Origin of the sequence: Paenibacillus ihumii, assembly GCF_001403875.1 — a bacterium.
GTDB lineage: Bacteria > Bacillota > Bacilli > Paenibacillales > Paenibacillaceae > Fontibacillus > Fontibacillus ihumii.
In genome coordinates this window covers 3,075,049-3,100,889 of record NZ_LN884299.1, presented here as the reverse complement: position 1 = coordinate 3,100,889, position 25,841 = coordinate 3,075,049, and the positions used below count along the sequence as shown (strand labels likewise).

Genomic DNA, 25,841 nt, shown 5'->3' with positions numbered 1-25,841 from the left:
CTGATCATTCTATACTAGGAGGATATAACTAAATGAACATTTATGACAAAGCACATGAACTGGCTAAAGCGCTTAAAGAAAGTCAGGAGGTTGCCGACATCACGGCAGCTATGAAGCTGGTGGACGCTGATCCGGAAAGCAAACGAATGCTGGATGATTTCCGACTTCAGCAAAATGAAGTGCAGCAGCGGATGATGAATGGCGATATGCCGTCTGCCGAGGAAATGGAGAAAATGGAGAAGCTGTTTGAAGTATTGAGCCTGAATTTGAACATTCGCCGGCTGTTTGATGCGGAGCAACGCCTGAGCGTAATCATCCAGGATGTGAATAAAATCATTACGGACAGTCTGCAGCATCTGTATGGCCCGGAGCACTCCTAATCCGGCTTATTACGCTTTTTTTGGCCAAGTCTCATATTAAGCATGTCTCCTTCATAGACTAGAATATAGATTCATTTTATAGATTCGTATGAAGGAGCTGCAGATTATGAAAACAATGAAGGCGCTGCATTTAATCAAGAAGGAAAAAAAGCGGAACAAATGGAAGCACGCAGTCTATCTGATTCTGGCCTTGGGCATGCTCGTATATGCTTTGCCGCTCATTTCGTTTGACCCCGGCGCGGGCTGGGTATCGGTCTTCGGTATCGTTTGGGCGGCCTTTGCCTTTATGGTCGTTGGCGCCCATTTGCACTTTCTGCTTGGTGTTAGTGAAGAGAAGCAGCGGGCTCTGGAAGCCGTGCGCCGGGCCAAGCTGCGCGAGTGGCAGGGCAGGCTGCAGAAGACGATGGAGAGCAAGCAGGGCTAAAGGAAAGCTCATTTTTCAATCAGCCGCACCTGCTGCCAGCCAATGCTGGCAGCAGGGTGCGGCTTTTTGTATGCACGGCAGCCATAAATTGCACATTCCGATCCAAAGCTGCAGGAGCATTTTTATTCCAGCGAAAAAGATGTATAATAGATACAGATTAGTACAGATTTGAACGGGGGGTGTAACAGTTGCAAGGGCATGAAGAGAGCATTACAAAGCACGAACAACTGCTACAGTATATCGAGGGACTGAAGATCGGCACAAAAATTTCGGTCCGCAAATTGGCGCGCAGCTTGGGAGTCAGCGAGGGGACAGCCTACCGTGCGGTAAAGGAAGCGGAGAATCTCGGCATTGTCATCACGAAGGAGCGGATCGGCACCGTACGGGTGGAGAAGAAGCCGCGCAACATTTCGGATCAGCTGACCTTCGGGGATGTCGTGGAGATTGTCGAGGGGCATGTGCTGGGCGGCGGCGAGGGTCTGGATAAGACGCTGCACAAATATGTGATCGGCGCGATGAAGATCGACGCGATGGCCCGGTATATCGATGCCGGGAGCCTGCTGATCGTTGGGAACCGGGAGGACGCGCATTCCTTGGCTTTGGAGCTGGGGGCCGGGGTGCTCATTACCGGGGGGTTCGGAACGAGCCGGGAGGTTAAGGCGCTCGCGGACAGGCTGAGCCTGCCGATCATCTCCTCCAGGCATGATACGTTTACCGTCGCCTCAATGATTAACCGGGCGCTGTTCGACCGGCTGATCAAGAAGAAGATCATGCTGGTCGAGGACATCGTTGCTGCCAAGCCAAGGCCTAACATGCTAAAGGTCAACAGCAATATTTCGGATTTTGACCAGCTGTCCCTGGAAACAGGGATGCAGCATTTTCCGGTCGTGGACGAGTGGAACCGGGTTATCGGCATCGTCAGCCGCAAGAATGTCGAGGAAATCGGCGGCGGAGACCATCACATCGAGAAATGCATGGTGCGCCATCCGATAACGGTCGGGCTGCAAACCTCGCTCGCCTCGGCGGCGCAGATTATGGTATGGGAAGGCATCGACTTCCTGCCGGTCATCGACCGCAACCGGAAGCTGGTCTCCTCCGTCACCCGCAAGGAGGTGCTGCAGGCGATGCGGGATGCCCGCAACGAACCGCAGCTTGGCGAGACGTTCGAGCATTTGATGTGGAACGGCTTCGTCGAGGAGCGGGACGAGGAGGGGCGTCTGTTCTTCCATGGCATCATCACGCCGCAGATGTCGACGGATATCGGGACGATCTCCCACGGCGTTTTGACCTCGATTATGACCCAGGCCGGCCTTATCGCAGCCAAGGATGTCGGCGGCGGGGACTATGTCGTGGATCATTTAACGACTTATTTCGTTCGGCCTGTGCAGATCGAGAACCCGGTCGTCATTACGCCGGTCGTTCTGGAGACGAGCCGCCGGGCATGCAAGCTGGAAATCGTCATCACCCACCAGGACCTGCTGGTCTCCAAGGCGGTCATGACGCTGCAGTCGATCGATCATGACTGATGCCGGCATCGGCTAGTCAGGCGGATAAGAAATTAGGGGTCACATCAAGCGACCGTCTACGCCCCGCTTCATAGAGCCAAATGGCAGCGAAGAAGCCTTGGACAGCCGTTACAAACAGCAAAGGACAATTCCTGAATGCTTGAATCAGCGCAGGATTGTCCTTTTTTTGGGGATGTTGCAAGGCTTGTCTAGGATTTATTGGATTCCGGATTATAACGAGCCCAGAGTCCGTGATTGCGAATGCCGGCAAAAATATTAAAAGCTCCCAGCACCATAAATACGGCGCCGATCACGACGCGAATCGACGAACCGCTGAAGATGAACATTTGGATAAAGGCAAGGATCAGAAGCATGAAGCCCATGCTGATATTCATTCTTGCCGCGGCCAGGCCGCGTGCCTTGCCATCTATGGAACGTCGGGACTTGATGCTGAAGAAGACGGAGAAAATGCATGAAATCAACAGTCCGGCATACAACACGTATTGAATACTTTCGATCATGGAACGAAAACAGCTCCTTTTTTGCGATTGGCCTTAAAATGATGGCAATATTCATTGTAATCGGATACGGACAAAAAGTCAGCCCCTGATATATGGCCGCATGTCCACCCAGATCTGCAGCACTCCCTCGCTAACCAGCATGGTTTTGATCTGGATGCTGTACTCTTTGTCGCGGACGGCGTAGATTTTGCGGTTCAGCAGGGTCCGGGCCATCTTGCCGTCCGAGTCGATTTCGAAGATGCTTCTTCCGCGCAGCACCTCCAGCTCCTCATGCAGCTGCCGCACGACCTCTTTGACGGCAAGCGAATCGAGCGGCGGATCGCGATCCTCGACCCGGATTTTCACTTCCTTGATAACGGTTGATCTTTTATTGTATTTCTTCAGCGTCTTGTTGTCTTCCTCCGCTTGATACAGCTGAATCTGCAGATCCTTGTTCTGGATCCACAGCGTGTTGTAGCTTGTCTGGTAAATGATGTTGTATACGATGCTGCCCGTAACCATCCCCAGCACGAATACCGCCGTCAGCTGCATAAACCGCCGGAATCCCTCGATCGTCGGGCGACGAAATGGGCTCATCCCCTGCCGCCTCCGCCGCATACCCACCGGACCAGCTCAGATCCCATATGCGCTCCCAGGAAGGCGAACAATAAATATAGAATCTGCTTGATCGCCGGCGACAGGTTGCCGTCAAAAAAATTGCTCTCGATGACCCGCATCGGATCGATCGTCCCGCCTACCGCGGCAGCGAGCGCCCAGATCTTGATCCGGTCGGCCACATCCAGCATCGTCTGGGTCGGCGGCTGCAGGGATATGACGGCGCCAATCCCTCCAACCATCGCCCCTCCCAGCACGATGCCGAAAGCGATAAAGAAGTCCATCACCGCTTTGGTCAGAAACGTGCTCATGCTCCAACACTCCTCCCTTTCGTTGGACTTGCCTCTGCAGGCCATTCGGCTTCGGTTCGCTTGTCCTCTTTACCATTGTATGGGCGCTTTTCAGCCCGATATGATAAAATATTTTGAGAGGATGTTTACTTGATTTAAAACAGGATGTTTATCTTGAATGTTGAATGTTGAATGTTGAATGTTGAATGTTGAATGTTGATCACGGGGATTGTCTTGGAAAGGAAGGAGACGCATGGACGAATTTGTTCATCTGCACGTGCATAGCGAGTACAGCCTGCTGGATGGCGCCGCCAGACTTCAGGATTTGGTAGCCAAGGCGGCGGGCTTCGGGATGAAGGCGCTGGCGCTGACCGATCACGGAGTCATGTACGGGGCGGTTCCTTTTTATAAATATTGCAAGGCAAACGGTATAAAGCCGATTCTTGGCTGCGAAGTGTATTTCACGGCCGGCTCGCGGAAGGAGCGGGGAACCCGGAAGGATCAGCCGATCCATCACTTGATCCTGCTGGTGAAGAATGAAGCGGGGTACCGGAATCTTATGAAGCTGACCTCGATTGGCCATCTGGAGGGCTTCCACTACAAGCCGCGGATCGATTGGGAGGCGCTGGAGCAGCATAGCGAGGGCTTGGTGTGTCTGAGCGCCTGTCTCGGCGGGGAGGTGCCGCACCATCTGCTCCACGGCAGGTATAACGAGGCCCGGAAGGCCGCCGAGCGCTACCAGGCGGTATTTGGCGAGGACTTCTATATCGAGCTTCAGGATCACGGCATTCCGGAGCAAAAAAAGGTGCTCCCTGAGCTGATCAAGCTCGCCCGGGAGCTGGGCGTGCAATTGGTGGCAACCAATGATGTGCATTATCTCAACCAGGAGGACGCCGAGGTGCAGGATGTGCTGATCTGCATCGGCACAGGCAAGACGGTAGAGGATGAGGAGCGGCTGCAAATCCCAACCGACCAGTTATATCTTAAAAGCGGGGCTGAAATGGCGGCGCTGTTCCCGCATATTGCCGAAGCCATCGCCAATACGAAGGTCATTGCCGACAAGTGCAATCTAGAGCTCCAGTTCGGTCGGCATATACTGCCCGCATACCGGCCGATTCCGGAAGGGATGACCGCGGAAGCTTACCTGGCCTTCCTGTGCGGGCAAGGGCTGGAGGAGAGATACGGGCATCTGGATCTTTGGCGGCAGGAGCATTCGAGAGAGCAGCTTCATCAGCGGCTGCAATATGAATTGGGCGTCATCAGCAGCATGGGCTTCTCGGATTATTTCCTCATCGTCTGGGATTTCATTGCCTACGCTCACAGGCAGGGCATCGCGACCGGACCGGGACGCGGCTCCTCGGCGGGCAGCCTCGTGGCTTACGTGCTGAAGATTACCGACGTCGATCCGATCAAATACAATCTTCTGTTTGAGCGGTTCCTGAATCCTGAACGGGTAACGATGCCGGATATCGATATCGACTTCAGCGACGAGCGGCGGGATGAGGTCATCGCTTATGTCGCGGATAAATATGGCGCTGAGCATGTAGCGCAAATCATCACGTTTGGAACGATGGCCGCCCGCGCCGCAGTGCGGGATGTCGGGCGCGTGCTGAATGTTCCGTTCGGCGAAGTGGATAAAGTGGCGAAGCTGATCCCCGGCAGCCTTGGCATGACGATCGACCGGGCGATTCGGGAAAGCCCCGACCTGAAGGGGCTCTATGAATCCCAGCCGCGGGTCCGGGGTCTTCTGGACATGGCCCGGAAGGTGGAGGGGATGCCGCGCCATGCATCGACCCATGCGGCCGGCGTCGTCATTTCGCGCGATCCGCTGACGGATACGGTGCCGCTTCAGGCCGGCGGCGAAGGGACGCCGCTCACCCAGTACTCCATGGAGCATCTGGAAGCAATCGGGCTGCTTAAGATGGACTTTTTGGGGCTGCGGACGCTCTCGATTATCGAGCGCTGTCTTAACTGGATTCGCGAGCAGGAAGGGGAGGTCCCCGATTTTCGCCGCATTCCGGATAACGATCCGAAGACGTATGAAATGCTCGGCAGGGGAGAGACGACGGGCGTGTTCCAGCTGGAGTCTGCGGGGATGCGGCGGGTGCTCAAGGATTTGAAGCCCTCCACGTTCGAGGATATCATTTCCGTGCTGGCCCTGTACCGGCCGGGTCCGATGGAATTTATCCCGAAATTCATCGCAGGCAAGCACGGGCAGACTGCCGTGGAATATCCGCATTCTGATTTGATTCCGATTCTGCAGGACACGTACGGCATTATTGTTTATCAGGAACAAATCATGCAGATTGCCTCGAAGATGGCCGGCTTTTCGCTCGGTGAGGCCGACCTGCTGCGCCGCGCCGTCTCCAAGAAGAAGCGCGAGGTGCTGGATGAAGAGCGGGGCCACTTTGTGGCAGGAAGTATGGCGCAGGGATATCAAGCGGAGGATGCGAACGCGGTCTACGATATGATCGTGCGCTTCGCCGACTACGGATTTCCCCGGGCGCATGCTGCGGCTTACGGCGTTCTGGCCTTTCAAACGGCTTACTTGAAGGCGCATTATCCTGTCCATTTCATGGCATCGATGCTGACGGCCGTCATGGGCAGCCACCGCAAGGTGGCCGAGTATATAATCGAATGCCGCCGGATGGGCATTACGGTATTGCCTCCGGACGTAAACGAGAGCGGGATTTTGTTTACGCCGCGGTTGGTTGCAGGCACCGACGCGAAGGCGGCACGGCAAGCGGCTATGGCGGGGATCCCGCTGGAAGCCACGCTGGCAGACAAGCCGCTGGCTGCTGCGGAGACAGGGGCAGCTTATGATGCGGCGGAGTCTGGAAGTACCGCCGGATTGACCTCTCCGGACGCCGGAGCGGGGGTAAAGGGCGTGATCCGGTTCGGTCTGGCTGCGATCAAGAACGTCGGCACCCAGGCGATGGAGAGTATTTTGCGGGAGCGCCTGGAGCGGCCCTTCGACAGCCTGCTGGATTTTTGCCGGCGGGTCGATCTTCGCACCTGTAACAAGCGCGTTATTGAATCCCTGATTCAGGGCGGCGCTTTTGATTCGCTGCCGGGCCACCGAGCCCAGCTGCTCGCCATGCTGGACGAGACGGTGGAAGCGGCGCTGAAATGGCGGAAGGAGCGGGAGGATCTGCAGATTCAGCTGTTTGATTTTGTGGAGACCCCGAACTGGGACATCGAATATCCGGACATTCCTCCCTTCAGCGCAGGGCAGCAGCTGGATCTGGAGCGCGAGCTGCTAGGCCTGTATTTGTCCGGCCATCCGCTGGACGATTACGATGAGCTGCTTGACGGCGAAGGGATCGAGCGGCTGATGGATCTTGCGGAGAGTCCCGACGGCAGCAGGATTGTGGTTGCCGGTATGGTCGTATCGGTGAAGACAATTACGACCAAGCAGGGCAAGGCAATGGCCTTCATGGAGCTGGAGGATCAGGTCGAGCGCTGCGAGGTTGTGCTCTTCCCCGAGATCTGGCGGCGCAGCGGAGAGTTGGTCGCCAAGGGCGCCCTGCTGGCGCTGCGCGCCACCGTCCAGCAGCAAGCCCCCCAGGGCGGCCGCGTCTACGCCGGGCGGCCGCACCGCGAAGACGCCAGAGCAGCGCGTCTTCATCAAGATTTCAGCGGCGGCGGAGAACGCCCGCCTGCTGGAGAAGCTGAAGGCGCTGCTTCAGCTTCACCCAGGCCCTGTTGCTACGGTGCTCTATTATGAGAGCAGCGGGAAGCTGCTGGCGCTGAGCGAGCGCTACAGCATCAAGCCTTCGCCGGAGCTGTTCCAGGAGATGGAGGATATGCTCGGCGCCGGAACGGTTAAGATCAAGTAGCGCCCTTGAGCTGGCAAATTAGCTGCGTTACCGGTGGTCAATAAGCGCAGACACGCGTATAGCTGATCCGTTGCCTGCAAGCCTGGCCTGGAGACGCTGGCAGGACGGCCTAGCGGCTTCAGGCGTGCGTCTTCATACGATGAATAGTTTTATGTCGGCTGCCTGGCCAAAGCCGTCAGAAACAGGTTGTGAGGCCGTACAAGCTGCATACAGCACGTATGCCTCGGCCGATCAGCCATGAGCCGAAGAGGGGCTGTCCCAGAAGTCATAGATGACTGAGGGGCGCCCCTTTTTATTAGAAACCTATCCGTTTTTGCAGAATTCGTTTCTGCAGAATTCGTTTTGCAGAAATCGTTTCTGGAAATCCGCCTCTGCGGAATGCGGAATCCATTTTTGCTGAATTCATTTCTCCCTTGCCCGAACCCCATACTTTGGCTCATCCTATATCAGCAGCTATCGAACTTCGAACTCGAACATAAGCTATAGAACTCGAACATAAGCTATAGAACTCGAACATAAGCTATAGAACTCGGATTAGCTATAGAACTCGATTGAGCTATTGAACTCAAATAAGCTATCGAACTCATACACTAAATGGAATTCATGTAATCTTTACCGCCTAACATCGGCTTAGGTTTGCTTGTCGAACTCAAACACTAAATGGATTTCATGTATCTAATTATGTTCTCAACGAATAGTTCAATGGATTAGATGGATTTCACGCACCTAAAATCAAGAATCTCGCCCAAGATGGCTAGTTCCCTTCTTCTAACGACATGAAATCCATTTAAATCTGCTTTCCTTGCTTTGCCGCATAAACTAACTACTATGATTCCATTTAGAACGAGAAGTCTTTGCGATGCATGCTCGGCTAGATGGAGAAGTCCGCGATTCATGTTCACTAGAACGAGAAACCTGTGATTCATGCTCAGCTAGAACGGGAGGTGGAGAGCATGTTTGGTTACATCATGGGCGATCCGAGGCCGAGAGTGTGTCACATCAAGGGCAACCGGTCGTAGAATTTACGTTGGGAAAGCCCCTCTTTGCGCTGCTGCCAGGTGCCGTATCTTGAGCTACCGTCAGAAGCCTGGGTTCTTGAAGCCTTCATAAGAGCGAAAGCACTCTTATCCGCAATTTAGGAGGGGCATCCCCCCGTCACCCTCTCGGACACCCACTCCGGCACCCAGCCCGGTACCCAGCCCAGCACCCTCTCCAACACCCTCTCCAACACCCTCTCCAACACCCTCTCCAACACCCTCTCCAACACCCTCTCCAACACCCTCTCCAACACCCTCTCCAACACCCTCTCCAACACCCTCTCCAACACCCTCTCCAGTCCTCTTTTACACCTTCTCTAGCGTGCAGCTCCCAGCTGCGCGGGGTGGGGGGGCATGACGGCGGTCGTTAGAAGGCGTCTTCTTCAACATCTTCTCTAGTCATCCTCGAGGTCGTAGGAATTGTATCCAGCATCCTTTTGAGCAGCCTTGCCAGCTCTGGCGACTACAGTCTCGAAACCGCTTCAGCCTTGGATCGACACTGCCATAGTACCGCCTCAGTACCGCATCAGCATTGGATCGAAACAGCTTCGACACTACCTCGACACTACCTCGACACTACCTCGACACTACCTCGACACTGCCTTAGTACTGCCTCGGTCCTACCTCAGTATTTGGATCGAACAGCTTCTATACAGTCCCGGAACAGCACCGGAAATTGCCTTGGCATTGTCCCGATACAGCCCCGATATTGACCGTGGGATGAATCGTCCTCCTTTAGTTTTCGTAAATTCAACCCGTCGCTTAAGGAATCAATCCCATCCTGGACAGCCTTGCTTTACCTATTCCTACCATTGAAAATTTGAGTGGTGCATGACGGCCTGCTCCTGCCTCCGATTCTATTAAAATATTTCCGCAGCAGTTTTTACGAACATTTTGAGGAGTCGCTGCATACACTTAGGAACACAACAATTGCGTTGTCCCACAAGATTTTCCACACGAATTGCCACACGATTTGCCGTACGTTCGCCAACCGTGCTCTGACCCGCTGCAAAGGAAGCTGATTGCGAGCTGCAGACGGGGTGAGCGGTGCTAGAAAGCCGATGTGAGGGACAGGCAAGGGCACGAGTGCACAAGCTTATCTGGATGCGGGAGGAATGAAGGATGTCATATGAAATTGCCAAGGCCCTGCTGCTTCGCAGAGGGGTTGCCCTGGAGGATATCGCCGAGATTGTATATACGCTGCAAGTAGTCTATCATGACGATTTAACGCTGGAGAAATGTCTGGATAGCGTAAAGGCCGTCTTGCAGAAAAGGGAGGTTCAATATACGTTATATACAGGGATCGCCCTGGATGAAATGGCAGAAAGGAAGCTTCTTCCTGAGCCGCTGCAGTCGATTATGGAGGCGGATGAGCCGCTCTATGGGGTCGATGAGACGATGGCGCTGGGCATAACCAGCGTGTTCGGCATGATCGGGCTTACAAGCTTCGGCTATCTGGACAAGGTCAAGCCGGAAATCATAGGCAGGCTAAATGGGTCAAGAGGGAAGAGGGTTCACGTTTTCCTCGATGATCTGGTCGCTGGACTTGCTGCCGCGGCTTCGGCGCGGATCGCCCATAAGAGCGATTCGGCGAACAGCTACCCCGCAAAGTAAGGCTCGATTCTCAGAGTTCCCCCGGCCGATCGTAATGATGCTTTCGCCCCTTTGTTGCGGTATTTTTGAAAATTATGTTATCATTACTCTATTATACGGGCTCAAAACGAAAGGTTAGGGGGCTTTGGTAAGGACATGTGGACTGTAATGTACATTGCGCCTACCGCCAAAATTGCGGAAATGATCAAATCGAGGCTAACGGAAGAAGGCTTTCTCGTCCAAACACGTCCTGTCAATTTATCGAAACAGCAGTTTGAAATTCTGGTCCCTTCGGGCGAGCTTGAAGAGGTTCAAGAAGTGCTGAATTCCATTTTGCATCCTTGAGTACAAGGTGAGGGCAAATCAGTAAAAGCGATGTATCCTTGACTGTAGGTGCGGCCTATTAAATCAACGGCTGAAGAGGTGTAGTTGTGTTTAAAGATTTGTTCCATAAAAAAAGAAAATACGCGACCATTCCTTCAGGAAGTCTAGGGAATGAAGACAGTGTGCATCCGGAGGAAAGGCCTAAGCGCGAAATTCCGGAAGGCCTGATGAATAAATGCGGTAAATGCGGGAGCATTCAGTACAGCAAAGAGCTGGAAAAGAATTTGAAGGTATGCCCTTCTTGCGGATATCATATGCGCCTGAATGCACTCGACCGGATTCGCATTACGCTGGATGAGGGCAGCTTCGTTGAATATGATGCTGACTTGATTTCCGTGGATCCGTTGGAATTCCCCGGCTACGCTACGAAGCTGGAGCAGCAGACGCTCAAATCGGGTCTGCGCGAGGCGGTAGTTACCGGACAAGGCACGATCGGGGGCTTGCCCGCTGTCGTAGCCGTCATGAGCTTTGATTTCTTTACAGGCAGCATGGGCTCCGTTGTCGGCGAGAAGATTACCCGGGCGATTGAAGCCGCCACCCGTCAACGTCTCCCGCTGATCATCTTCTCTACTTCCGGCGGTGCCCGCATGCAGGAGAGCATTCTCAGCCTGATGCAAATGGCGAAGACAAGCGCTGCCCTGGCTAGGCTGAATGAACAAGGCGGACTCTATATTTCGGTCATTACGGACCCGACCACAGGGGGCGTATCGGCTAGTTTTGCCATGCTCGGAGATATTATTATCGCCGAGCCGGGAGCGGTATTCGGCTTCGCGGGCCGGATCGTCATCGAACAGACGATTCGCCAGAAGCTGCCGGATGATTTCCAGACCGCGGAGTTCAATTTGCAGCATGGACAACTGGACATGGTAGTCCACCGCAAAGAGATCAAGACGACGCTAGGCAAGCTGCTTGATCTGCACGGTGTGAAGGGAGGAGTATAGGTGGCTGGAGAATTGCCTTTTGAAACGTCCCTCGTGAAGCTCCGCGAGAAGATTCAGGAGCTGGAGCAGTTCGGCAACGAGAAGGGAATCGATTTCACGGAGGAAATCGCGCGGCTGGAGGAACGCTACAAGCAGCTTGAGGATGAGATTTACAGCAATATCTCTCCTTCGCAGAAAATGCATTTGGCGCGCCATCATCAGCGCCCTACGTCGCTTGATTTGATAAACCTGATCTTTACCGATTTCATCGAATTGCATGGTGATCGCGTATTTGGCGATGATCTGGCCATTGTAGGCGGATTGGCCAAATTGAACGGCGTCCCCGTGACGGTAATCGGCCAGCAGCGGGGCAAGGACACGAAGGATAACATTGCCCGGTTCTTCGGAAGTCCCCATCCGGAAGGCTTCCGCAAGGCGCTGCGCCTGATGCAGCAGGCCGATAAATTCAAGCGCCCGATCATTACTTTTATCGATACCAAGGGAGCATATCCCGGCATTACCGCCGAGGAGAGAGGCCAATCCGAAGCGATTGCCCGCAACCTTCGTGATATGGCGATGCTGCGCGTGCCCGTTGTGTGCGTAGTCATTGGCGAAGGCGGTAGCGGGGGCGCCCTTGCGTTAGGCGTTGGGAACCGGGTTATCATGCTGGAAAACGCGATTTATTCCGTAATCTCCCCGAATGGGGCGGCCTCAATTTTGTGGAAGGATGCCTCCAAAGCGGATCAGGCGGCCGAAGCGATGAAAATTACCGCCCAGGATCTGCTCTCTATGGAGGTTATAGAGGAGATCGTACCCGAGCCCCGCGGCGGAGCGCACCGGGATTACGAGTCGACAGCCGAGGCGATCAAGGATGCGCTGGTACGGCAACTTGAGGAATTGTCCGGCCTCCATGCGGACGAGCTTCTCGAGGACCGGTATCTTAAGTTCCGCAAAATCGGCCGCTTTGCCGAGGCGCGCAAATCCGAGAAGCTGCCGGAGGAACCGGCTGCAGACGCAGGCAGGATTGCGGAGGACAACCCCCGCAAAGCCGCGGCGGATAACGGCGAGGACATAGAGAGCAACACCGCAGCAGACGCTGCGACAGTGGGTAATGAGTAGTATAAAATGTCCCAGTTCTTGACGATATGACAAACTTCCTATACAAAATGTGAAAACTATAGTAAATTTAGATGTTGGAAAAGACGATATAGAGAGAACAAAACAAAACGGAGGAAACCCAAATGCGCAAAACAAAAATCGTATGTACTATCGGTCCTTCAAGCGAATCGTTAGAGAACACCAAGAAACTGATCATGGCCGGAATGAACGTCGCTCGCCTGAACTTCTCCCATGGAGATTTCGAGGAGCATGGCAACCGGATCAAAGCGATTCGCCAAGCGAGTGAAGAGTTGGGGAAATCAGTCGCCATACTGCTAGATACGAAAGGCCCGGAGATCCGTACCGGCAAGCTGAAGGAAGAACCGATTGAGCTCGTGCAGGATGAATTCATTACCTTGACGACGGAGGAAATCCTTGGCGACAAGGACCGCATCTCGATCACTTATGAGAATCTTCCTCAAGACGTGGAGGTAGGTTCGACCATTCTGATTGACGACGGATTGATTGGCTTGACTGTAGTTGATATCCAGGGCACAGAAATCAAGTGCCGCGTGATCAACGGCGGTCCGATCAAGAGCAAGAAAGGCGTTAACGTCCCTGGAGTAGACATCTCCCTTCCGGGCATCACAGAGAAAGACGCTAACGATATTCTTTTCGGGATTGAACAAGGCATCGATTTCATTGCCGCATCCTTCGTACGTAAAGCTAGCGACGTTCTTGAAATCCGTCAATTGCTTGAGCGTCACAATGCAGCTCATATTCAAATCATCTCCAAGATTGAGAACCAGCAAGGGATCGACAACCTGGATGAAATTTTGGAGGTTTCCGACGGTTTGATGGTTGCTCGCGGTGATCTTGGCGTTGAAATTCCAGCGGAGGACGTGCCTCTAGCGCAGAAGAAAATGATCGAGAAATGCAACCGTGTAGGCAAACCGGTCATTACGGCAACGCAAATGCTGGATTCCATGCAGCGTAACCCAAGACCGACACGTGCGGAAGCAAGTGACGTAGCGAATGCTATTTTTGACGGCACCGATGCGATTATGCTGTCCGGTGAGACGGCAGCCGGTAAATATCCGGTCGAGTCAGTATTGACGATGTCCCGCATTGCAGAGAAGGCAGAATCTGCTCTCGAATATCGCGAAATTTTCATCAAGCAAAGCAATGCACAACAAACCACGGTTACGGAAGCAATCAGCCAGGCAGTTGCCAACTCTGCGCTTGAGCTGAACGCTAAGGCGATCATCACCTCGACGGAGACTGGCTATACAGCCCGCATGGTGTCGAAGTATCGTCCGAAGGCTCCGATCATCGCGGTTACTACGCAGGATAACACGATGCGCCGTCTTGCCTTGAATTGGGGAGTTACTCCGGTTAAAGGTGACGTGGCTTCTTCCACCGATGAAATGTTCGATAAAGCAATGAAGGGCGGACTTGACAGCGGCCTGGTCAAAGAAGGCGATCTTGTTGTGATTACAGCAGGGGTACCGCTTGGCCGTTCCGGCTCGACGAATCTGGTTAAAATCGGCCAAGTTCGCAAATAGTTCGCGATAGCTTATATACGATTAAGGATACATGGACAAAGGCAATGGGCATTCCGATCTATGCGGATACCATTGCTTTTTGTTTCCTGAGCACAAGGAGGAGGCTGTGCAATGTACGTCAGCGAGTTAGAGATCGTTCCGAAATATTTCGAATTTGATATGATGGGCATCATTTACCATGCCCACTACCTGGGGTGGTTCGAGCTTGGACGAACGAGGCTCATCGAGGAGCTGGGATTTAAGTACATCGATATGGAACGGGCCGGCTATATCTCCCCGGTCGATGAGATGAACGTAAAGTACCATAAAGGCATCAAATATGGAGACCAGGTTGTTCTAAAAACCCGGATCTTGGAGAATGGCGGCGTCAAGACGGTCTACGGATATGAGCTGTTCAACGGGGAGGGTACGCTCTGCGTCGAAGGGAAATCATCTCATTACGTCGTTAGGCGCGAGGATTTCAAGCCTGTTGCTTTCAAAAAAACGTTCCCCGATTGGTATGCAGCATTCGAGCAGGTGAGTAAACTTTGAAAAAGACGCAATGAAACGGTAAAATACTTTTTAAGAAAAGTATTATGATTATGCATCCAGATATGACTGACCAATCCCATCCATCCGGATGTTCATTGTAAAGGAGTTATTGCATGCGCAAATGGATACCTGTCATTATTGCTCTGATTACTGTCGCCGAATTTTGGGTTTACGTCGAAGTGGGTGAGAGGCTCGGAGTTGGCAAGACGATATTTCTTACCCTAGCCACCTCGATTATCGGGGGACTGATGATGCAGTTCGAAGGACGCAAGGTGATGGCTGACGCGAAGGCGCAAATGAGCGGAGGACAGGTACCAGGCCGAATGATGTTGGACGGCATCTGCGTATTCGCCGGAGGCATCATGCTGCTGATCCCCGGTTTCATTACGGATGCAGTCGGCTTTGCCATGGTATTTCCGCTAACGAGACCGCTTTTCCGCCTGCTGCTCATGAAATGGGTCGGCAAGATGATCAAGGAAGGTAAAATCACATTCTTTCGCCGTTGATATAAATTAACGGCTGCAGAGCCGGACTCCACGGAGTCCGGCTCTGTATATTGCAGGCAGGCTTGCCGATGTTAACGGAGCCGACCGCTGACGATATAATTCCTGAGATCCCGGATCACTCCGGCCCGTACTATGGCTCCGAGAATGACGAGGGACACAGGGCCAATGATCAGTCCGAGCACGCCGAACAGCTTGAGCCCGGCAAACGTCGCGATCAGCACAGGCAGGGGCTCCAGTCCTACGCTCGTGGCCAGCACCTTGGGCTCGATAAGCTGGCGGGCGACCAGAATCAATCCGTACAGGACGGACAGCCCGATGCCGAGCGACAGGTCTCCGCTGATATAAGCGTAAATGAGCCAGGGAACCATGATGGTTCCGACGCCGAGGTAAGGCAGAAGGTCTACGAATCCGATCAGGAGAGCGTAAGTGAAGGCGGACTCGACGCCCAGAACGAGCAGTCCGATCAACACGATAACCGCTGTAATGGAAATCATGATGAACTGGGCCAGCAGGTAGCCGAATAATGCCTTTTGCAGGTCATTCCAGATCTCCCGCGCAGTTTGCTGAAACGGTTCAGGGACGAGGCGGGCGAGAAGGAGTAAATTCTGATTCCAGTTTTTGCTCATGAAGAATGCGGCGAGCAAAATAACCAGCAAAATGATGCCAAGGCTGGGCAGCGAGGCCAGCAGATTGAGGACGCCATTCAGAAGGCTGGCAACGGTCTGGGAGATAGCGGTGCTTATATTCGCCGCAGTGGAATCTATATTTCTATGGAGGGTATTGGAATAGCCGGGATGGCTGGCGATGAAGCGGTTGATTTCGTTTAAGATGCTTTGCAGCTTCTCGTTCTGGCTCCATTCCGTGATGACATTCTTCCATTTCTCGATGCTCAAATCCAGGGATTCGGTAACATGAATCAGCTCTTTGACAAGGCGGGTGATGGCCGCAGAGAAGACGATGAGTGCGCCCCCGAAGTAGGTGAGCAGCGCCAAGGTTACGGCCAGCCAGCGGGGCAGGCGCAGCTGCCCTTCGATCCATGAAGCGAAGGGGTTTATGATGTATGCAACCAGCCAGGCGATCAGGAAGGGGTACAGCAGGGGAATCAGCCAGTAAGCAAGCAGCAGCAGGGCAATCAGCATGGAGCACACCCAGGTGCCGCGCAGCACGCGTTTGGCGAATACGTTGTTCACGTCGTCTCCTCCTTCCCATTTCTACTCTATTAGTCCAATGGGACGAGTATGACGAAAATCCATAAAATGCGTTTGTTGTGATATATGTCATTGCAATGTGGAATCGTTTACAAAAAAATCTTTATCACCGTTATAAAACATTTTGATAAACAGGTTTCTCCTAGATTGTTCCCTTGCCTCCCGAAATCCAGTATGATGATTTAGGGGGAATTTAGAGCGGTTTATATCGATTTGGCCTCCTCCGGCCTGATTTTAAAAATTTTAATCTTTTAAAATGTAAATGTTTTCATCCGCTAGTTTTATCATAATATTGTAACAAAGGAGAGATATACTATGACAGCTACTAAAGGCCTTGAAGGTATTGTGGCGGCTACATCCTCGATTAGCTCCATTCATGACGGCGTCCTCGCTTATCGCGGGATCAATATCGACGAATTGGCAGAACGTGCAAGCTATGAAGAGACCGCTTATTTACTTTGGTACGGCAAATTGCCTACGAAATCCCAATTGTTGAACCTGCAGGAGCAGCTCAGCGATTATGCAGCAGTACCGCAGGCGGTATTGGAGCAAATGAAGCTTTATCCGAAGGATGCCAATACGATGGCCGTGCTGCGGACCGCCGTGTCGGCTCTTGCTTTGTATGATGAGACAGCTAATGATATCTCCCGGGAGAGCAACCAACTGAAGGCGATCAAGCTGCAGGCCCAGCTGCCTACGCTAATCGCTGCTTATGCGCGCATTCGGGACGGCAAGGAGCCGGTTGCGCCGCTTAAAGATGTATCGCTGGCATACAATTTCCTCTACATGCTGTCCGGCGAGAAACCGGACGAAGTTGCCGTTCGTGCCCTGGATCAGGCTCTTGTGCTGCACGCTGATCATGAGTTGAATGCATCCACGTTCTCGGCGCGAGTCACTATTGCGACGCTGTCCGATATCTATTCCGGGGTTACCTCGGCGATCGGTACGTTAAAAGGGCCTCTGCACGGGGGAGCCAACGAAGCCGTAATGAACATGCTGAGCGAAATCGGCACGCTGGATAAAGCGGAAGCCTACATCCAGAACAAGCTGAACAACCGGGAGAAAATTATGGGCTTCGGCCATCGCGTCTATAAGAACGGGGACCCCCGCGCGAAGCATCTGCAGAAGATGTCCCGCGAGCTTAGCGTTCTGAAGGGCGATTCCACGCTGTACGACATTTCCGTAAAGGTCGAGGAGCTTGTGACCGGACAAAAAGGATTGAAGCCGAACGTAGACTTCTATTCCGCCTCCGTATACACGCTGCTGGGCATTCCTAGCGATCTGTTTACGCCAATTTTTGCGGTAAGCCGCCTTTCGGGCTGGACGGCCCATATTCTGGAGCAGCTGGATGACAACCGGATCATTCGTCCGCGAGCGGACTATGTCGGCCCTACGAACCAGCGCTACATTCCAGTCGATATGAGATAATTGATAGAAGCAACCGGTCTTCAATCTATGGTAGAATGGAGACCGGACAAGTATTACTAATTCAATTGAGGAGGAAACCATCAATATGTTGAAATTAGAAAAATTTGCCCTGCCAACAGAGGGGCAAAAAATTGAAATTGAAAACGGCAAGCTGCAGGTGCCTAACAATCCGATCATTCCATTCATCGAGGGAGATGGAACAGGCCGCGATATTTGGAGAGCCTCCAAGCGTGTTCTGGATGCCGCAGTAGAGAAGGCGTACGGCGGCGACAAGAAGATTGCCTGGTACGAAGTCTTTGCCGGTGAGAAAGCCTACAATACATACGGAGAGTGGCTGCCGGCCGATACGCTGACAGCGATCCGCGAGTATATTGTAGCGATCAAAGGACCTCTTACGACGCCGATCGGCGGAGGAATCCGTTCCTTGAACGTTGCTCTGCGCCAGGAGCTTGATTTATACGTATGTCTGCGTCCTGTCCGTTATTTCAACGGTGTACCGTCTCCGGTCAAGCATCCTGAACTGGTTGATATGGTGATCTTCCGCGAGAATACCGAGGATATATACGCAGGCATTGAATATAAAGAAGGCTCGGAAGAAGTGAAGAAGGTGCTTTCTTTCCTGCAGAATGAAATGGGGGTAAGCAAAATCCGCTTCCCTGAAACTTCCGGTATCGGAATTAAGCCTGTATCTGCCGAGGGCTCGAAGCGTCTCGTTCGCGCTGCGGTTGAATATGCAATCAAGCATGGCCGTAAGAGCGTAACGCTCGTACACAAAGGGAATATCATGAAGTTTACGGAAGGAGCCTTCAAGAACTGGGGCTACGAAGTGGCTGAAGAGGAATTCGGCGATAAGGTGTTCACATGGGCACAGTACGACCGGATCAAAGAGGAATCCGGAACTGAAGCAGCCAACAAAGCCCAGCAAGAAGCTCAAGACAGCGGCAAAATCATCATCAAGGATGCTATTGCCGACATCGCTCTTCAGCAGGTATTGACTCGTCCGACTGATTTCGATGTGATCGCGACATTGAACCTGAACGGCGATTACCTGTCCGACGCTCTTGCAGCTCAAGTAGGCGGCATCGGTATTGCTCCGGGCGCTAACATCAACTATGTAACCGGCCATGCTATCTTTGAAGCTACGCATGGCACAGCTCCGAAATATGCGGATCTGGACGTGGTTAACCCTGGTTCCGTCATTCTGTCCGGCGTCATGCTGCTTGAGCATCTGGGCTGGCAGGAAGCGGCTGATCTCATTTATAAAGGGCTTGAGACATCGATCAACAACAAGACCGTTACTTATGATTTTGCACGCTTGATGGAAGGCGCTACAGAAGTGAAGTGCTCTGAATTTGCAGATCAAGTTATCAAAAACATGTAATGTAGGGGGTCTTGACCATAGTGGCCATACATCGCAACAAAATCACAGTCGTCGGTGCCGGATTCACCGGCGCGACGACTGCACTGATGCTGGCACAAAAAGAACTTGGTGATGTCGTTCTTCTGGATATCCCCCAGTTGGAGAATCCAACCAAAGGCAAGGCGCTTGACATGCTGGAAGCAAGTCCCGTACAGGGCTTCGACAGCAACATTATAGGTACTTCCTCCTATGAGGATGCGGCGGATTCGAATATCGTGATCATTACGGCAGGCATTGCCCGCAAGCCGGGCATGAGCCGGGATGATCTCGTAAGCACGAATGCAGGCATTGTCCGTTCGGTATGCGAAAACGTGAAGAAGTACTGCCCGGACTCGATCGTGATTATTTTGAGCAACCCGGTGGACGCCATGACCTATGCGGCCTACCAGGCGCTTGGGTTTCCCAAGAACCGCGTTATCGGCCAATCCGGTGTTCTTGATACAGCTCGATATTGCACGTTTATCGCGCAGGAGCTTAATGTATCGGTCGAAGACGTTCGCGGTTTCGTGCTTGGCGGGCATGGCGACGATATGGTGCCGTTAGTGCGCTATTCCAGCGTCGGAGGCATTCCGATCGATACGCTGATCTCCAAGGAGCGGATCGATGCGATCGTCCAGCGGACCCGTGTAGGCGGCGGGGAAATCGTTAACCTGCTCGGCAACGGAAGTGCATACTATGCCCCGGCAGCCTCGCTTGTCCAAATGGCGGAAGCGATCTTGAAGGACAAGAAACGTGTTCTTCCGGTCATCGCTCTTCTTGAAGGCGAGTATGGCTACGATAATTTGTTCATGGGGGTTCCGGTCATTCTGGGCGGCGCTGGCATCGAGAAAATTTTCGAGCTGGAGCTGACGCCCGAAGAGAAGGCTGATCTTGATAAATCCGCCGATTCGGTGCGCAATGTAATCAAGATCGTTCAAGGCTAGCCTCCGTTTATCGGATCATGATGAGCAAACCTCTCTTTAGGAGCAGGTTTGCTTTTTTATAGGATCGTAAATTCGATAGACGTTGTTCTTCTAATAGCGGGCAGCTATAATAGGTTTTATATAGTAATGAATCTAATTGACAAATGGAAGGCGGTTAATATTTATGTTTCAGGTTATGCTTTTTCTTCACATCATCGGGGCCCTTGCGCTCGGTTTCTACTTGGTACTGCCCTTTGTATTCGGAGCCGTCGGCAAGCTGTCGCTGGCAGCCCAGGAAGGAACTCTCTCAGCGGTTAAATCCCTGAATCGCTTCGCTCAGTTCGGACTAGTAATTCAGCTGTTGACAGGGGGGTACTTGATCGGGAAGGGCAGTTATTCCGTAGCTTGGATGATCGTGGTAGTTGTCCTCTTCCTGCTCATTGGCGCGCTTGGCGGCGTAATGGCGAAGCCCCTGAAGCTGGCGGTCGCAAGCATCCGCGAGAACAAAGGCATTGCAGCCGAGACGGCCAAGCTCCGTACGCTAAGCGTACTGCTGTCCATCAGCGTGATCCTGATTTCCTTCTTGATGGTATTCTCGACGATTATTTAGTCCGGAAATGGAACATGAGAACAATTGCTTGAAAAAATGAAAACCTCTGCTTTTCGAATTTTCGAAAAAGCAGAGGTTTTTTTTCATATTGCGGCGAAATAGTTAAGTATGGGGAACATCAGGAGTTGCTGTTGCTTTGCATATCGTCCAAGTGAGTAAATATCATCTTGATGGTGTCTAATGCCAATTGCTTCTCTTTCGGTGACCGGTGAAGCATGATCTGGTTAATTTGGTTCAGGAAATGGTCGTCATTGATTTCAATGGAATCGTGAAGCAGATAGTCGACGGTTACACCTAACTGATTAGCTAGTTTAACAAGAGTTTCTAATGATAAGCTCCTTTCGCCCCGCTCGATTTGACCTATGTACGCATCGGAAACCTCGATCTTCTCAGCAAGCTTTTCCTGGGTCAAATGCATCTTATGACGTTCTTGGCGCAGCCTTTTGCCCAATGATCTGTAATCCATAACACCCCTCCTGTAATTAACCATAGTGAGTATGAGAGGTAAAGATAATATACTATTAGTTTTCTTTGTATTTACTCCAAGTGTTAAATGGGTTAATATGTAATCAATGATTAATATTTTCTTAATTTCCATTCAATATTTTATTATTGCCATTTAGTAAGGAGAGAAACCATGTCTGCTCAACCTATTCTCGTATCCGTCATTATTTCGGTGCAGAACGAAGGAATTGATTTACAGACAACCCTGGAATCCATGAAGGTATCCCGCGTAGCTGCGCGTTACGAGGTTATCATTGTTGATGAGGGTTCCGTGGATGGCTGTTGCGATTTCCTGATGAACTACAAATTCGAGATGCCGCTCCGCAAGCTTAAGGCACAGAGCGGGATCTCCTCCAGGCAGCTCGGGGCTTCCCAGGCCGTGGGGGAATACCTGATCTTCTGCAGCCCCAGGCTCTATTTCGAAGACGGCTGGATGGAGGCTCTACTGGAACCGATCCGGCAAGGCAGAGCTGACTGCACAACGCCCTCATTTACGGCGCAAGGCCGTCCAAGCAATGTGCAAAGATACGATCTTCCGTCTCAGGGGTTATTCGCGTCCATTTATAATTTTCCCGCCGTATCGGAGGAAGGCGATATTCCCTGGCTGTCCTGGGACTGCTTTGCCGTGCTGCGCGAGACCTTTCAGGAAATAGGAGGGCTTGAGGGCTGCTTTTATACGAAAGAAATAGAGACCGCTGAATTCTCATTAAGAACCTGGCTGCTTGGGCGCGTATGCTATTACGTTCCAGACGTATGTCTAACGCTGGTCTTCAGGCATAACTACCCTCCCGACGGGCGGGCCGCTTATTGGGGCAGCGACGCGATTGCCTTGGCCCGGCTGCACTTTGGGAGGGAGATCGTGGACAAGACCCGGGAGCAGGTGCTGGCCTGCGGCGGGGAGCCGCCCTCCGGTCTCGAGCTTGAAGACGCACATGAAGTCAGGGAGAAGCGCTTAGGGGATTACCGATATGAACCTGAATGGATTGCCCGCCGCTTTGGCATATTGCTGTAATCCGTCTATCTTGTTTAAGCCTTCGCTCGTTGTGGTAATTTTCAATTGACTCATCCCTTGGTCAGCATGATTTTGCATTCATGCGGCATAAGCACGCAGGCACAAGGGTTATTCTAACAGGGTAAGGAAATGAATCCACAGGCGAGGAAGGAGAATGCAGCATGTCAGGAAGTGGACAAACTAAGCAAACCATGCCTCCGCAGCATCAGAACCAGCGGCCCGGAATCGAGGAGGAAATGAATCCGCGCCCGAATTACGAAGGGAATTATAAAGCAGCGGGCAAGCTTAAAGGCAAGGTTGCGCTGATTACCGGCGGCGACAGCGGAATCGGCCGCGCCGTAGCGGTAGCCTATGCCAAAGAGGGCGCTGACGTGGCTATCGTATATCTGAACGAGAATGAGGACGCGAAGCAAACGAAGCAGGAGGTCGAGCAGGAAGGGCGGAAATGCGTGCTGATATCCGGGAATTTGGGTGATGAGGCGTTCGCTCAGCAGGCCGTGCAGCAGACTGTCGATGAGCTGGGCGGGCTCGACATCCTGATCAATAACGCCGCCGAGCAGCATCCGCAGAAGGACATTACGGATATTACGGCCGAGCAGCTGGAGAGAACGTTCCGGACGAATATCTTTGCGATGTTCTTCGTGACGAAGGCGGCTATGCCTCATTTGAAGAAGGGCAGCGCGATCATTAATACGGCCTCCGTAACGGCTTACCGGGGCAATCCGCAGCTGATCGATTACTCAGCGACGAAAGGGGCGATCGTCAGCTTCACGCGGGCGCTGTCCATGAACATCGTCGGCAAGAAGGGCATTCGCGTGAATGCCGTGGCCCCTGGACCGATCTGGACCCCGCTTATCCCCTCCACCTTCGATAAAGAGCAGGTAGCGAAGTTCGGGGGCGATACGCCGATGCAGCGCCCGGGCCAGCCGGAGGAACTGGCGCCTGCCTATGTGTTCCTGGGCTCGGATGACTCGTCGTACATCAGCGGACAGGTGCTGCATATTAACGGCGGAGAGATCGTAAATGGCTAGGAGATAGAAGCAGAAAGGATAGGAAGGGCTGGATGATAGGCCGCTTTGGCTTTCGATTTAAGCCTGGCAAATGTCAAAATCGCTCTCAAGAAAGGCGGGTTGAACCGGCAGCCTGCTTCTTGGAGCGATTTTTGATAAGAATATGAAAATATCAAGTTTTCAGCAGGCAGAACAAGCAATGCTATTCATGCTCTTTTTTATTTCTGGGAAGGAAGCTCCTGCTCGGACAGCTCGTCGAGCGTCATATCGAAGCTGGGAGCCAAATGTTCCAGAAAATAGCTGATCTCCGGCAGAGCCAGGCGATGAAGCTTCTCCAGCAATTGTTCTTTGGCTACGGCAAATTCACGGTTGCCCGAGGTGAGCTCCCAAGCGCATTTAAGATATGCGTCCAGACTGTCCGCCGCTTTGACGTATTTCAGCAGTACGGCGTCCTCCGTATTCCGGTCGGCATGATGGCCTGGGGACAATAGCGGCCCGTAGGTGTGCTGCAGCTCTGGAGGAACCATGGAAAGAAGGCGTTCTGCGGCGATTTCCTCCATCTCGCGAAAGCTGGAGAGCAAGCGGGGATTGTGATGCTTCACGGGAGTCGGGATGTCGCCGGTGAACACCTCCGTAGCATCATGGAACAGGGCCAGCGTTGCTGCCCGATCCGAATTCAGGCTGCGCCCATACAGGCTGTTGCCAATTTCACAAAGCAGATGGGCCAGCAGGGCCACGTGAAAGGAATGCTCGGCTACATTCTCGGCAGCCGTGCTGCGCATCAGGCTCCAGCGGCGGATAGAACGAAGGCGGTACATATAGGCAGAGAAATGAAAATTCATCAGTGAGCTACCTCTCTTCTTCGCAAGCAATTTTGAACAGATTATGTCAACGTACCACGGTGTTTATGTTATTATAAGACTAATGAACAAGTTAATCCAACGCTAGATTTGCGACATTTTCGCGGCATTATGATGTCAATTAGTCACTCGAAGACAAGAGAGGGGATCTTGGATTATGCGGCAGTTTGAACAAAGCGTGTATGAACTCATCGTGGAGACTTCAACGAATTTGCCCGGAGACGTGCGGCGGGCAGTAAAGCGGGGAGCGCTGGCGGAGAATCGGGCTACGCGAGCAGGACTGGCTCTGTCCACGATTGCGACCAATATTAAAATGGCGGAGGAGCAAATCTCGCCGATTTGCCAGGATACGGGCATGCCTACTTTTATGGTTCATACGCCCGTCGGTGCGAACCAGATCGAAATGAAGAAGGCTATTCTCGCGGCGATCCAGCGCGCGACCAAAGAGGGCAAGCTGCGCCCTAACTCGGTTGATTCGCTAACCGGGGAGAATAGCGGCGATAATCTGGGGCCAGGCACGCCAGTCATCCATTTTGAGCAATGGGAAGAGAATTTCGTGGATATCCGCTTGATTCTCAAGGGCGGCGGCTGTGAAAATAAAAATATTCAATACAGCCTTCCGGCCGAGCTGGAAGGGCTGGGCCGCGCTGGGCGGGACCTGGACGGCATTCGCAAGTGCATTCTGCACGCGGTGTATCAGGCTCAGGGGCAAGGCTGCAGCGCCGGGTTTATCGGCGTCGGCATAGGCGGTGACCGGACGACGGGGTACGAGCTCGCGAAGCAGCAGTTGTTCCGCACTACCGACGATGTGAATCCTGTGCCTGAGCTAAGGCAGCTGGAAGAATATATTATGGATAACGCCAACAAGCTGGGCATCGGGACGATGGGCTTTGGCGGAGAGGTGACGCTGCTTGGCTGCAAAATTGGGGCGGCAAACCGCCTGCCGGCAAGCTTCTTCGTATCGGTGGCCTATAACTGCTGGGCCTTCCGGCGCCAGGGCGCAGCGATTGATCCGGCTACTGGCGAAATTATGAATTGGCTGTACGAACGGGGCTCCGAGGTTTCGGTGGAGGAGAGCGAGTCGGCTGCTGCGGCGGAAGCTGATGCTCCGGAGGCTAACCGGGAAGTGGTGCTGCACACCCCGATTACGGAGGAACAGATCCGCAGTCTCCGGGTGGGGGACGTCGTCGTTATCAAGGGCGAGATGCATACAGGCCGCGACGCTCTTCATAAATATCTGATGGATCATGAGGCTCCGATTGACCTAAATGGCGCCGTGATTTATCACTGCGGACCGGTAATGCTGAAGGACGAAGAAGGCTGGCATGTCAAGGCAGCCGGACCGACTACGAGCATTCGCGAGGAGCCTTATCAGGGCGATATCATCAAGAAATTCGGCATTCGCGCCGTAATCGGCAAAGGCGGCATGGGCAAGAAGACGCTGGAGGCGCTGAAGGAGCATGGCGCCGTGTATTTGAACGCGATCGGCGGAGCAGCCCAATATTATGCCGAATGCATCAAGAAGGTAAACGGCGTCGATTTCATGGAATTCGGTATTCCTGAGGCGATGTGGCATTTGGAAGTGGATGGCTTTGCGGCCATCGTGACGATGGATTCACATGGAGAGAGCCTGCATGCGGATGTTGAGAAATCTTCGCTGGAGAAGCTGGCCGCGTTCAAAGACCCGGTATTCAAATAAG

Annotated in this window: 26 protein-coding genes; 19 read left to right on the top strand and 7 right to left on the bottom strand. The window is 52.9% G+C overall.

Annotated elements, in window-relative coordinates:
* Window positions 1–32: 32 nt before the first annotated feature.
* The 3 genes from BN2762_RS21050 to BN2762_RS21040 all read left to right on the top strand — a co-directional run bounded on the left by BN2762_RS21050 (window position 33) and on the right by BN2762_RS21040 (window position 2,330).
* The gene (locus tag BN2762_RS21050) at window positions 33–380 is read left to right on the top strand and encodes a YlbF/YmcA family competence regulator (RefSeq protein WP_055108823.1); all 348 of its coding nucleotides are present in this window, start codon (window positions 33–35) and stop codon (window positions 378–380) included.
* 106 nt (window positions 381–486) lie between these two features.
* On the top strand, window positions 487–804 hold the full coding sequence (locus BN2762_RS21045; protein ID WP_148499976.1) for a hypothetical protein: 318 nt from the start codon (window positions 487–489) through the stop codon (window positions 802–804).
* Window positions 805–992: 188 nt separating this feature from the next.
* Window positions 993–2,330: a DRTGG domain-containing protein gene (locus tag BN2762_RS21040; RefSeq protein ID WP_055108822.1), complete on the top strand. Its 1,338-nt coding sequence runs from the start codon at window positions 993–995 to the stop codon at window positions 2,328–2,330.
* Between the two features lie 188 nt (window positions 2,331–2,518).
* Here BN2762_RS21040 and BN2762_RS21035 read toward each other — a convergent pair whose 3' ends face one another.
* The 3 genes from BN2762_RS21035 to BN2762_RS21025 all read right to left on the bottom strand — a co-directional run bounded on the left by BN2762_RS21035 (window position 2,519) and on the right by BN2762_RS21025 (window position 3,735).
* Window positions 2,519–2,830 carry a YtpI family protein gene (locus BN2762_RS21035; protein ID WP_055108821.1) on the bottom strand — a complete coding sequence of 104 codons (312 nt, stop codon included), beginning with the start codon at window positions 2,828–2,830 and terminating at the stop codon, window positions 2,519–2,521.
* A 78-nt stretch (window positions 2,831–2,908) separates the two neighbouring features.
* The gene (locus BN2762_RS21030) at window positions 2,909–3,406 is read right to left on the bottom strand and encodes a sporulation membrane protein YtrI (RefSeq protein WP_055108820.1); all 498 of its coding nucleotides are present in this window, start codon (window positions 3,404–3,406) and stop codon (window positions 2,909–2,911) included.
* Window positions 3,403–3,735 carry a YtrH family sporulation protein gene (locus BN2762_RS21025; RefSeq protein ID WP_055108819.1) on the bottom strand — a complete coding sequence of 111 codons (333 nt, stop codon included), beginning with the start codon at window positions 3,733–3,735 and terminating at the stop codon, window positions 3,403–3,405. The genes BN2762_RS21030 and BN2762_RS21025 overlap by 4 nt, the downstream gene beginning before the upstream one ends.
* Before the next feature lie 232 nt (window positions 3,736–3,967).
* Between BN2762_RS21025 and BN2762_RS21020 the strand changes: the two genes are divergently transcribed.
* Window positions 3,968–7,441: a DNA polymerase III subunit alpha gene (locus BN2762_RS21020; protein WP_083485054.1), complete on the top strand. Its 3,474-nt coding sequence runs from the start codon at window positions 3,968–3,970 to the stop codon at window positions 7,439–7,441.
* Entirely contained in the window at window positions 7,428–7,553 is a 126-nt protein-coding gene (locus BN2762_RS28095) for a hypothetical protein (RefSeq protein ID WP_262362833.1), read from the top strand. Before BN2762_RS21020 ends, BN2762_RS28095 begins: the two co-directional genes overlap by 14 nt.
* A 1,135-nt stretch (window positions 7,554–8,688) precedes the next feature.
* Here BN2762_RS28095 and BN2762_RS27375 read toward each other — a convergent pair.
* Window positions 8,689–8,877 carry a hypothetical protein gene (locus BN2762_RS27375; RefSeq protein ID WP_187386567.1) on the bottom strand — a complete coding sequence of 63 codons (189 nt, stop codon included), beginning with the start codon at window positions 8,875–8,877 and terminating at the stop codon, window positions 8,689–8,691.
* Between the two features lie 835 nt (window positions 8,878–9,712).
* On the opposite strand from BN2762_RS27375, the gene BN2762_RS21010 reads away from it, so the two are divergent.
* From BN2762_RS21010 to BN2762_RS20980, 7 genes are all read left to right on the top strand, one after another.
* Complete coding sequence (locus tag BN2762_RS21010; RefSeq protein WP_055108817.1) at window positions 9,713–10,204, top strand: phosphatidylglycerophosphatase A family protein; 492 nt, start codon at window positions 9,713–9,715, stop codon at window positions 10,202–10,204.
* A 135-nt stretch (window positions 10,205–10,339) separates the two neighbouring features.
* Window positions 10,340–10,528, top strand: a complete 189-nt coding sequence (locus BN2762_RS21005) for a hypothetical protein (RefSeq protein ID WP_055108816.1) — start codon at window positions 10,340–10,342, stop codon at window positions 10,526–10,528.
* Window positions 10,529–10,614: 86 nt separating this feature from the next.
* Window positions 10,615–11,508, top strand: a complete 894-nt coding sequence (gene accD / locus BN2762_RS21000) for an acetyl-CoA carboxylase, carboxyltransferase subunit beta (RefSeq protein WP_055108815.1) — start codon at window positions 10,615–10,617, stop codon at window positions 11,506–11,508.
* Window positions 11,509–12,606, top strand: coding sequence for an acetyl-CoA carboxylase carboxyltransferase subunit alpha (locus BN2762_RS20995; RefSeq protein WP_055108814.1), 1,098 nt, complete (start codon window positions 11,509–11,511; stop codon window positions 12,604–12,606). It begins immediately after the preceding gene.
* 122 nt (window positions 12,607–12,728) lie between these two features.
* On the top strand, window positions 12,729–14,150 hold the full coding sequence (gene pyk / locus BN2762_RS20990; RefSeq protein WP_055108813.1) for a pyruvate kinase: 1,422 nt from the start codon (window positions 12,729–12,731) through the stop codon (window positions 14,148–14,150).
* A 111-nt stretch (window positions 14,151–14,261) separates the two neighbouring features.
* Window positions 14,262–14,681: an acyl-CoA thioesterase gene (locus tag BN2762_RS20985; protein WP_055108812.1), complete on the top strand. Its 420-nt coding sequence runs from the start codon at window positions 14,262–14,264 to the stop codon at window positions 14,679–14,681.
* A gap of 113 nt (window positions 14,682–14,794) precedes the next feature.
* The gene (locus BN2762_RS20980) at window positions 14,795–15,187 is read left to right on the top strand and encodes an FxsA family protein (RefSeq protein ID WP_055108811.1); all 393 of its coding nucleotides are present in this window, start codon (window positions 14,795–14,797) and stop codon (window positions 15,185–15,187) included.
* 71 nt (window positions 15,188–15,258) lie between these two features.
* On the opposite strand, the gene ytvI is transcribed toward BN2762_RS20980, so the two are convergent.
* On the bottom strand, window positions 15,259–16,377 hold the full coding sequence (ytvI, locus tag BN2762_RS20975; protein ID WP_055108810.1) for a sporulation integral membrane protein YtvI: 1,119 nt from the start codon (window positions 16,375–16,377) through the stop codon (window positions 15,259–15,261).
* Window positions 16,378–16,710: 333 nt separating this feature from the next.
* Here ytvI and citZ point away from each other — a divergent pair, with 333 nt between their 5' ends.
* The 4 genes from citZ to BN2762_RS20955 all read left to right on the top strand — a co-directional run bounded on the left by citZ (window position 16,711) and on the right by BN2762_RS20955 (window position 20,755).
* Window positions 16,711–17,823, top strand: coding sequence for a citrate synthase (citZ, locus tag BN2762_RS20970; protein ID WP_055108809.1), 1,113 nt, complete (start codon window positions 16,711–16,713; stop codon window positions 17,821–17,823).
* 85 nt (window positions 17,824–17,908) lie between these two features.
* A complete protein-coding gene (icd, locus tag BN2762_RS20965; protein ID WP_055108808.1) occupies window positions 17,909–19,204 on the top strand; it encodes an NADP-dependent isocitrate dehydrogenase in 1,296 nt (431 codons plus the stop codon).
* 20 nt (window positions 19,205–19,224) lie between these two features.
* Window positions 19,225–20,166: a malate dehydrogenase gene (gene mdh / locus BN2762_RS20960; protein ID WP_055108807.1), complete on the top strand. Its 942-nt coding sequence runs from the start codon at window positions 19,225–19,227 to the stop codon at window positions 20,164–20,166.
* 163 nt (window positions 20,167–20,329) lie between these two features.
* Window positions 20,330–20,755 (top strand): hypothetical protein, encoded by a 426-nt coding sequence (locus BN2762_RS20955; protein WP_055108806.1) that lies wholly within the window; start codon window positions 20,330–20,332, stop codon window positions 20,753–20,755.
* 118 nt (window positions 20,756–20,873) lie between these two features.
* Here the strand turns inward: BN2762_RS20955 and BN2762_RS20950 are convergent, their stop codons facing one another.
* Window positions 20,874–21,221 (bottom strand): helix-turn-helix domain-containing protein, encoded by a 348-nt coding sequence (locus BN2762_RS20950; protein WP_055108805.1) that lies wholly within the window; start codon window positions 21,219–21,221, stop codon window positions 20,874–20,876.
* Window positions 21,222–21,392: 171 nt separating this feature from the next.
* Between BN2762_RS20950 and BN2762_RS20945 the strand changes: the two genes are divergently transcribed.
* Complete coding sequence (locus tag BN2762_RS20945; RefSeq protein WP_055108804.1) at window positions 21,393–22,271, top strand: glycosyltransferase family 2 protein; 879 nt, start codon at window positions 21,393–21,395, stop codon at window positions 22,269–22,271.
* A gap of 161 nt (window positions 22,272–22,432) precedes the next feature.
* Entirely contained in the window at window positions 22,433–23,302 is an 870-nt protein-coding gene (locus BN2762_RS20940) for an SDR family oxidoreductase (protein WP_055108803.1), read from the top strand.
* A 197-nt stretch (window positions 23,303–23,499) separates the two neighbouring features.
* Here the strand turns inward: BN2762_RS20940 and yfbR are convergent, their stop codons facing one another.
* Window positions 23,500–24,123, bottom strand: a complete 624-nt coding sequence (gene yfbR, locus BN2762_RS20935; protein WP_055108802.1) for a 5'-deoxynucleotidase — start codon at window positions 24,121–24,123, stop codon at window positions 23,500–23,502.
* 175 nt (window positions 24,124–24,298) lie between these two features.
* On the opposite strand from yfbR, the gene BN2762_RS20930 reads away from it, so the two are divergent.
* Window positions 24,299–25,840, top strand: a complete 1,542-nt coding sequence (locus tag BN2762_RS20930; RefSeq protein ID WP_055108801.1) for a fumarate hydratase — start codon at window positions 24,299–24,301, stop codon at window positions 25,838–25,840.
* Window position 25,841 lies beyond the last annotated feature (1 nt).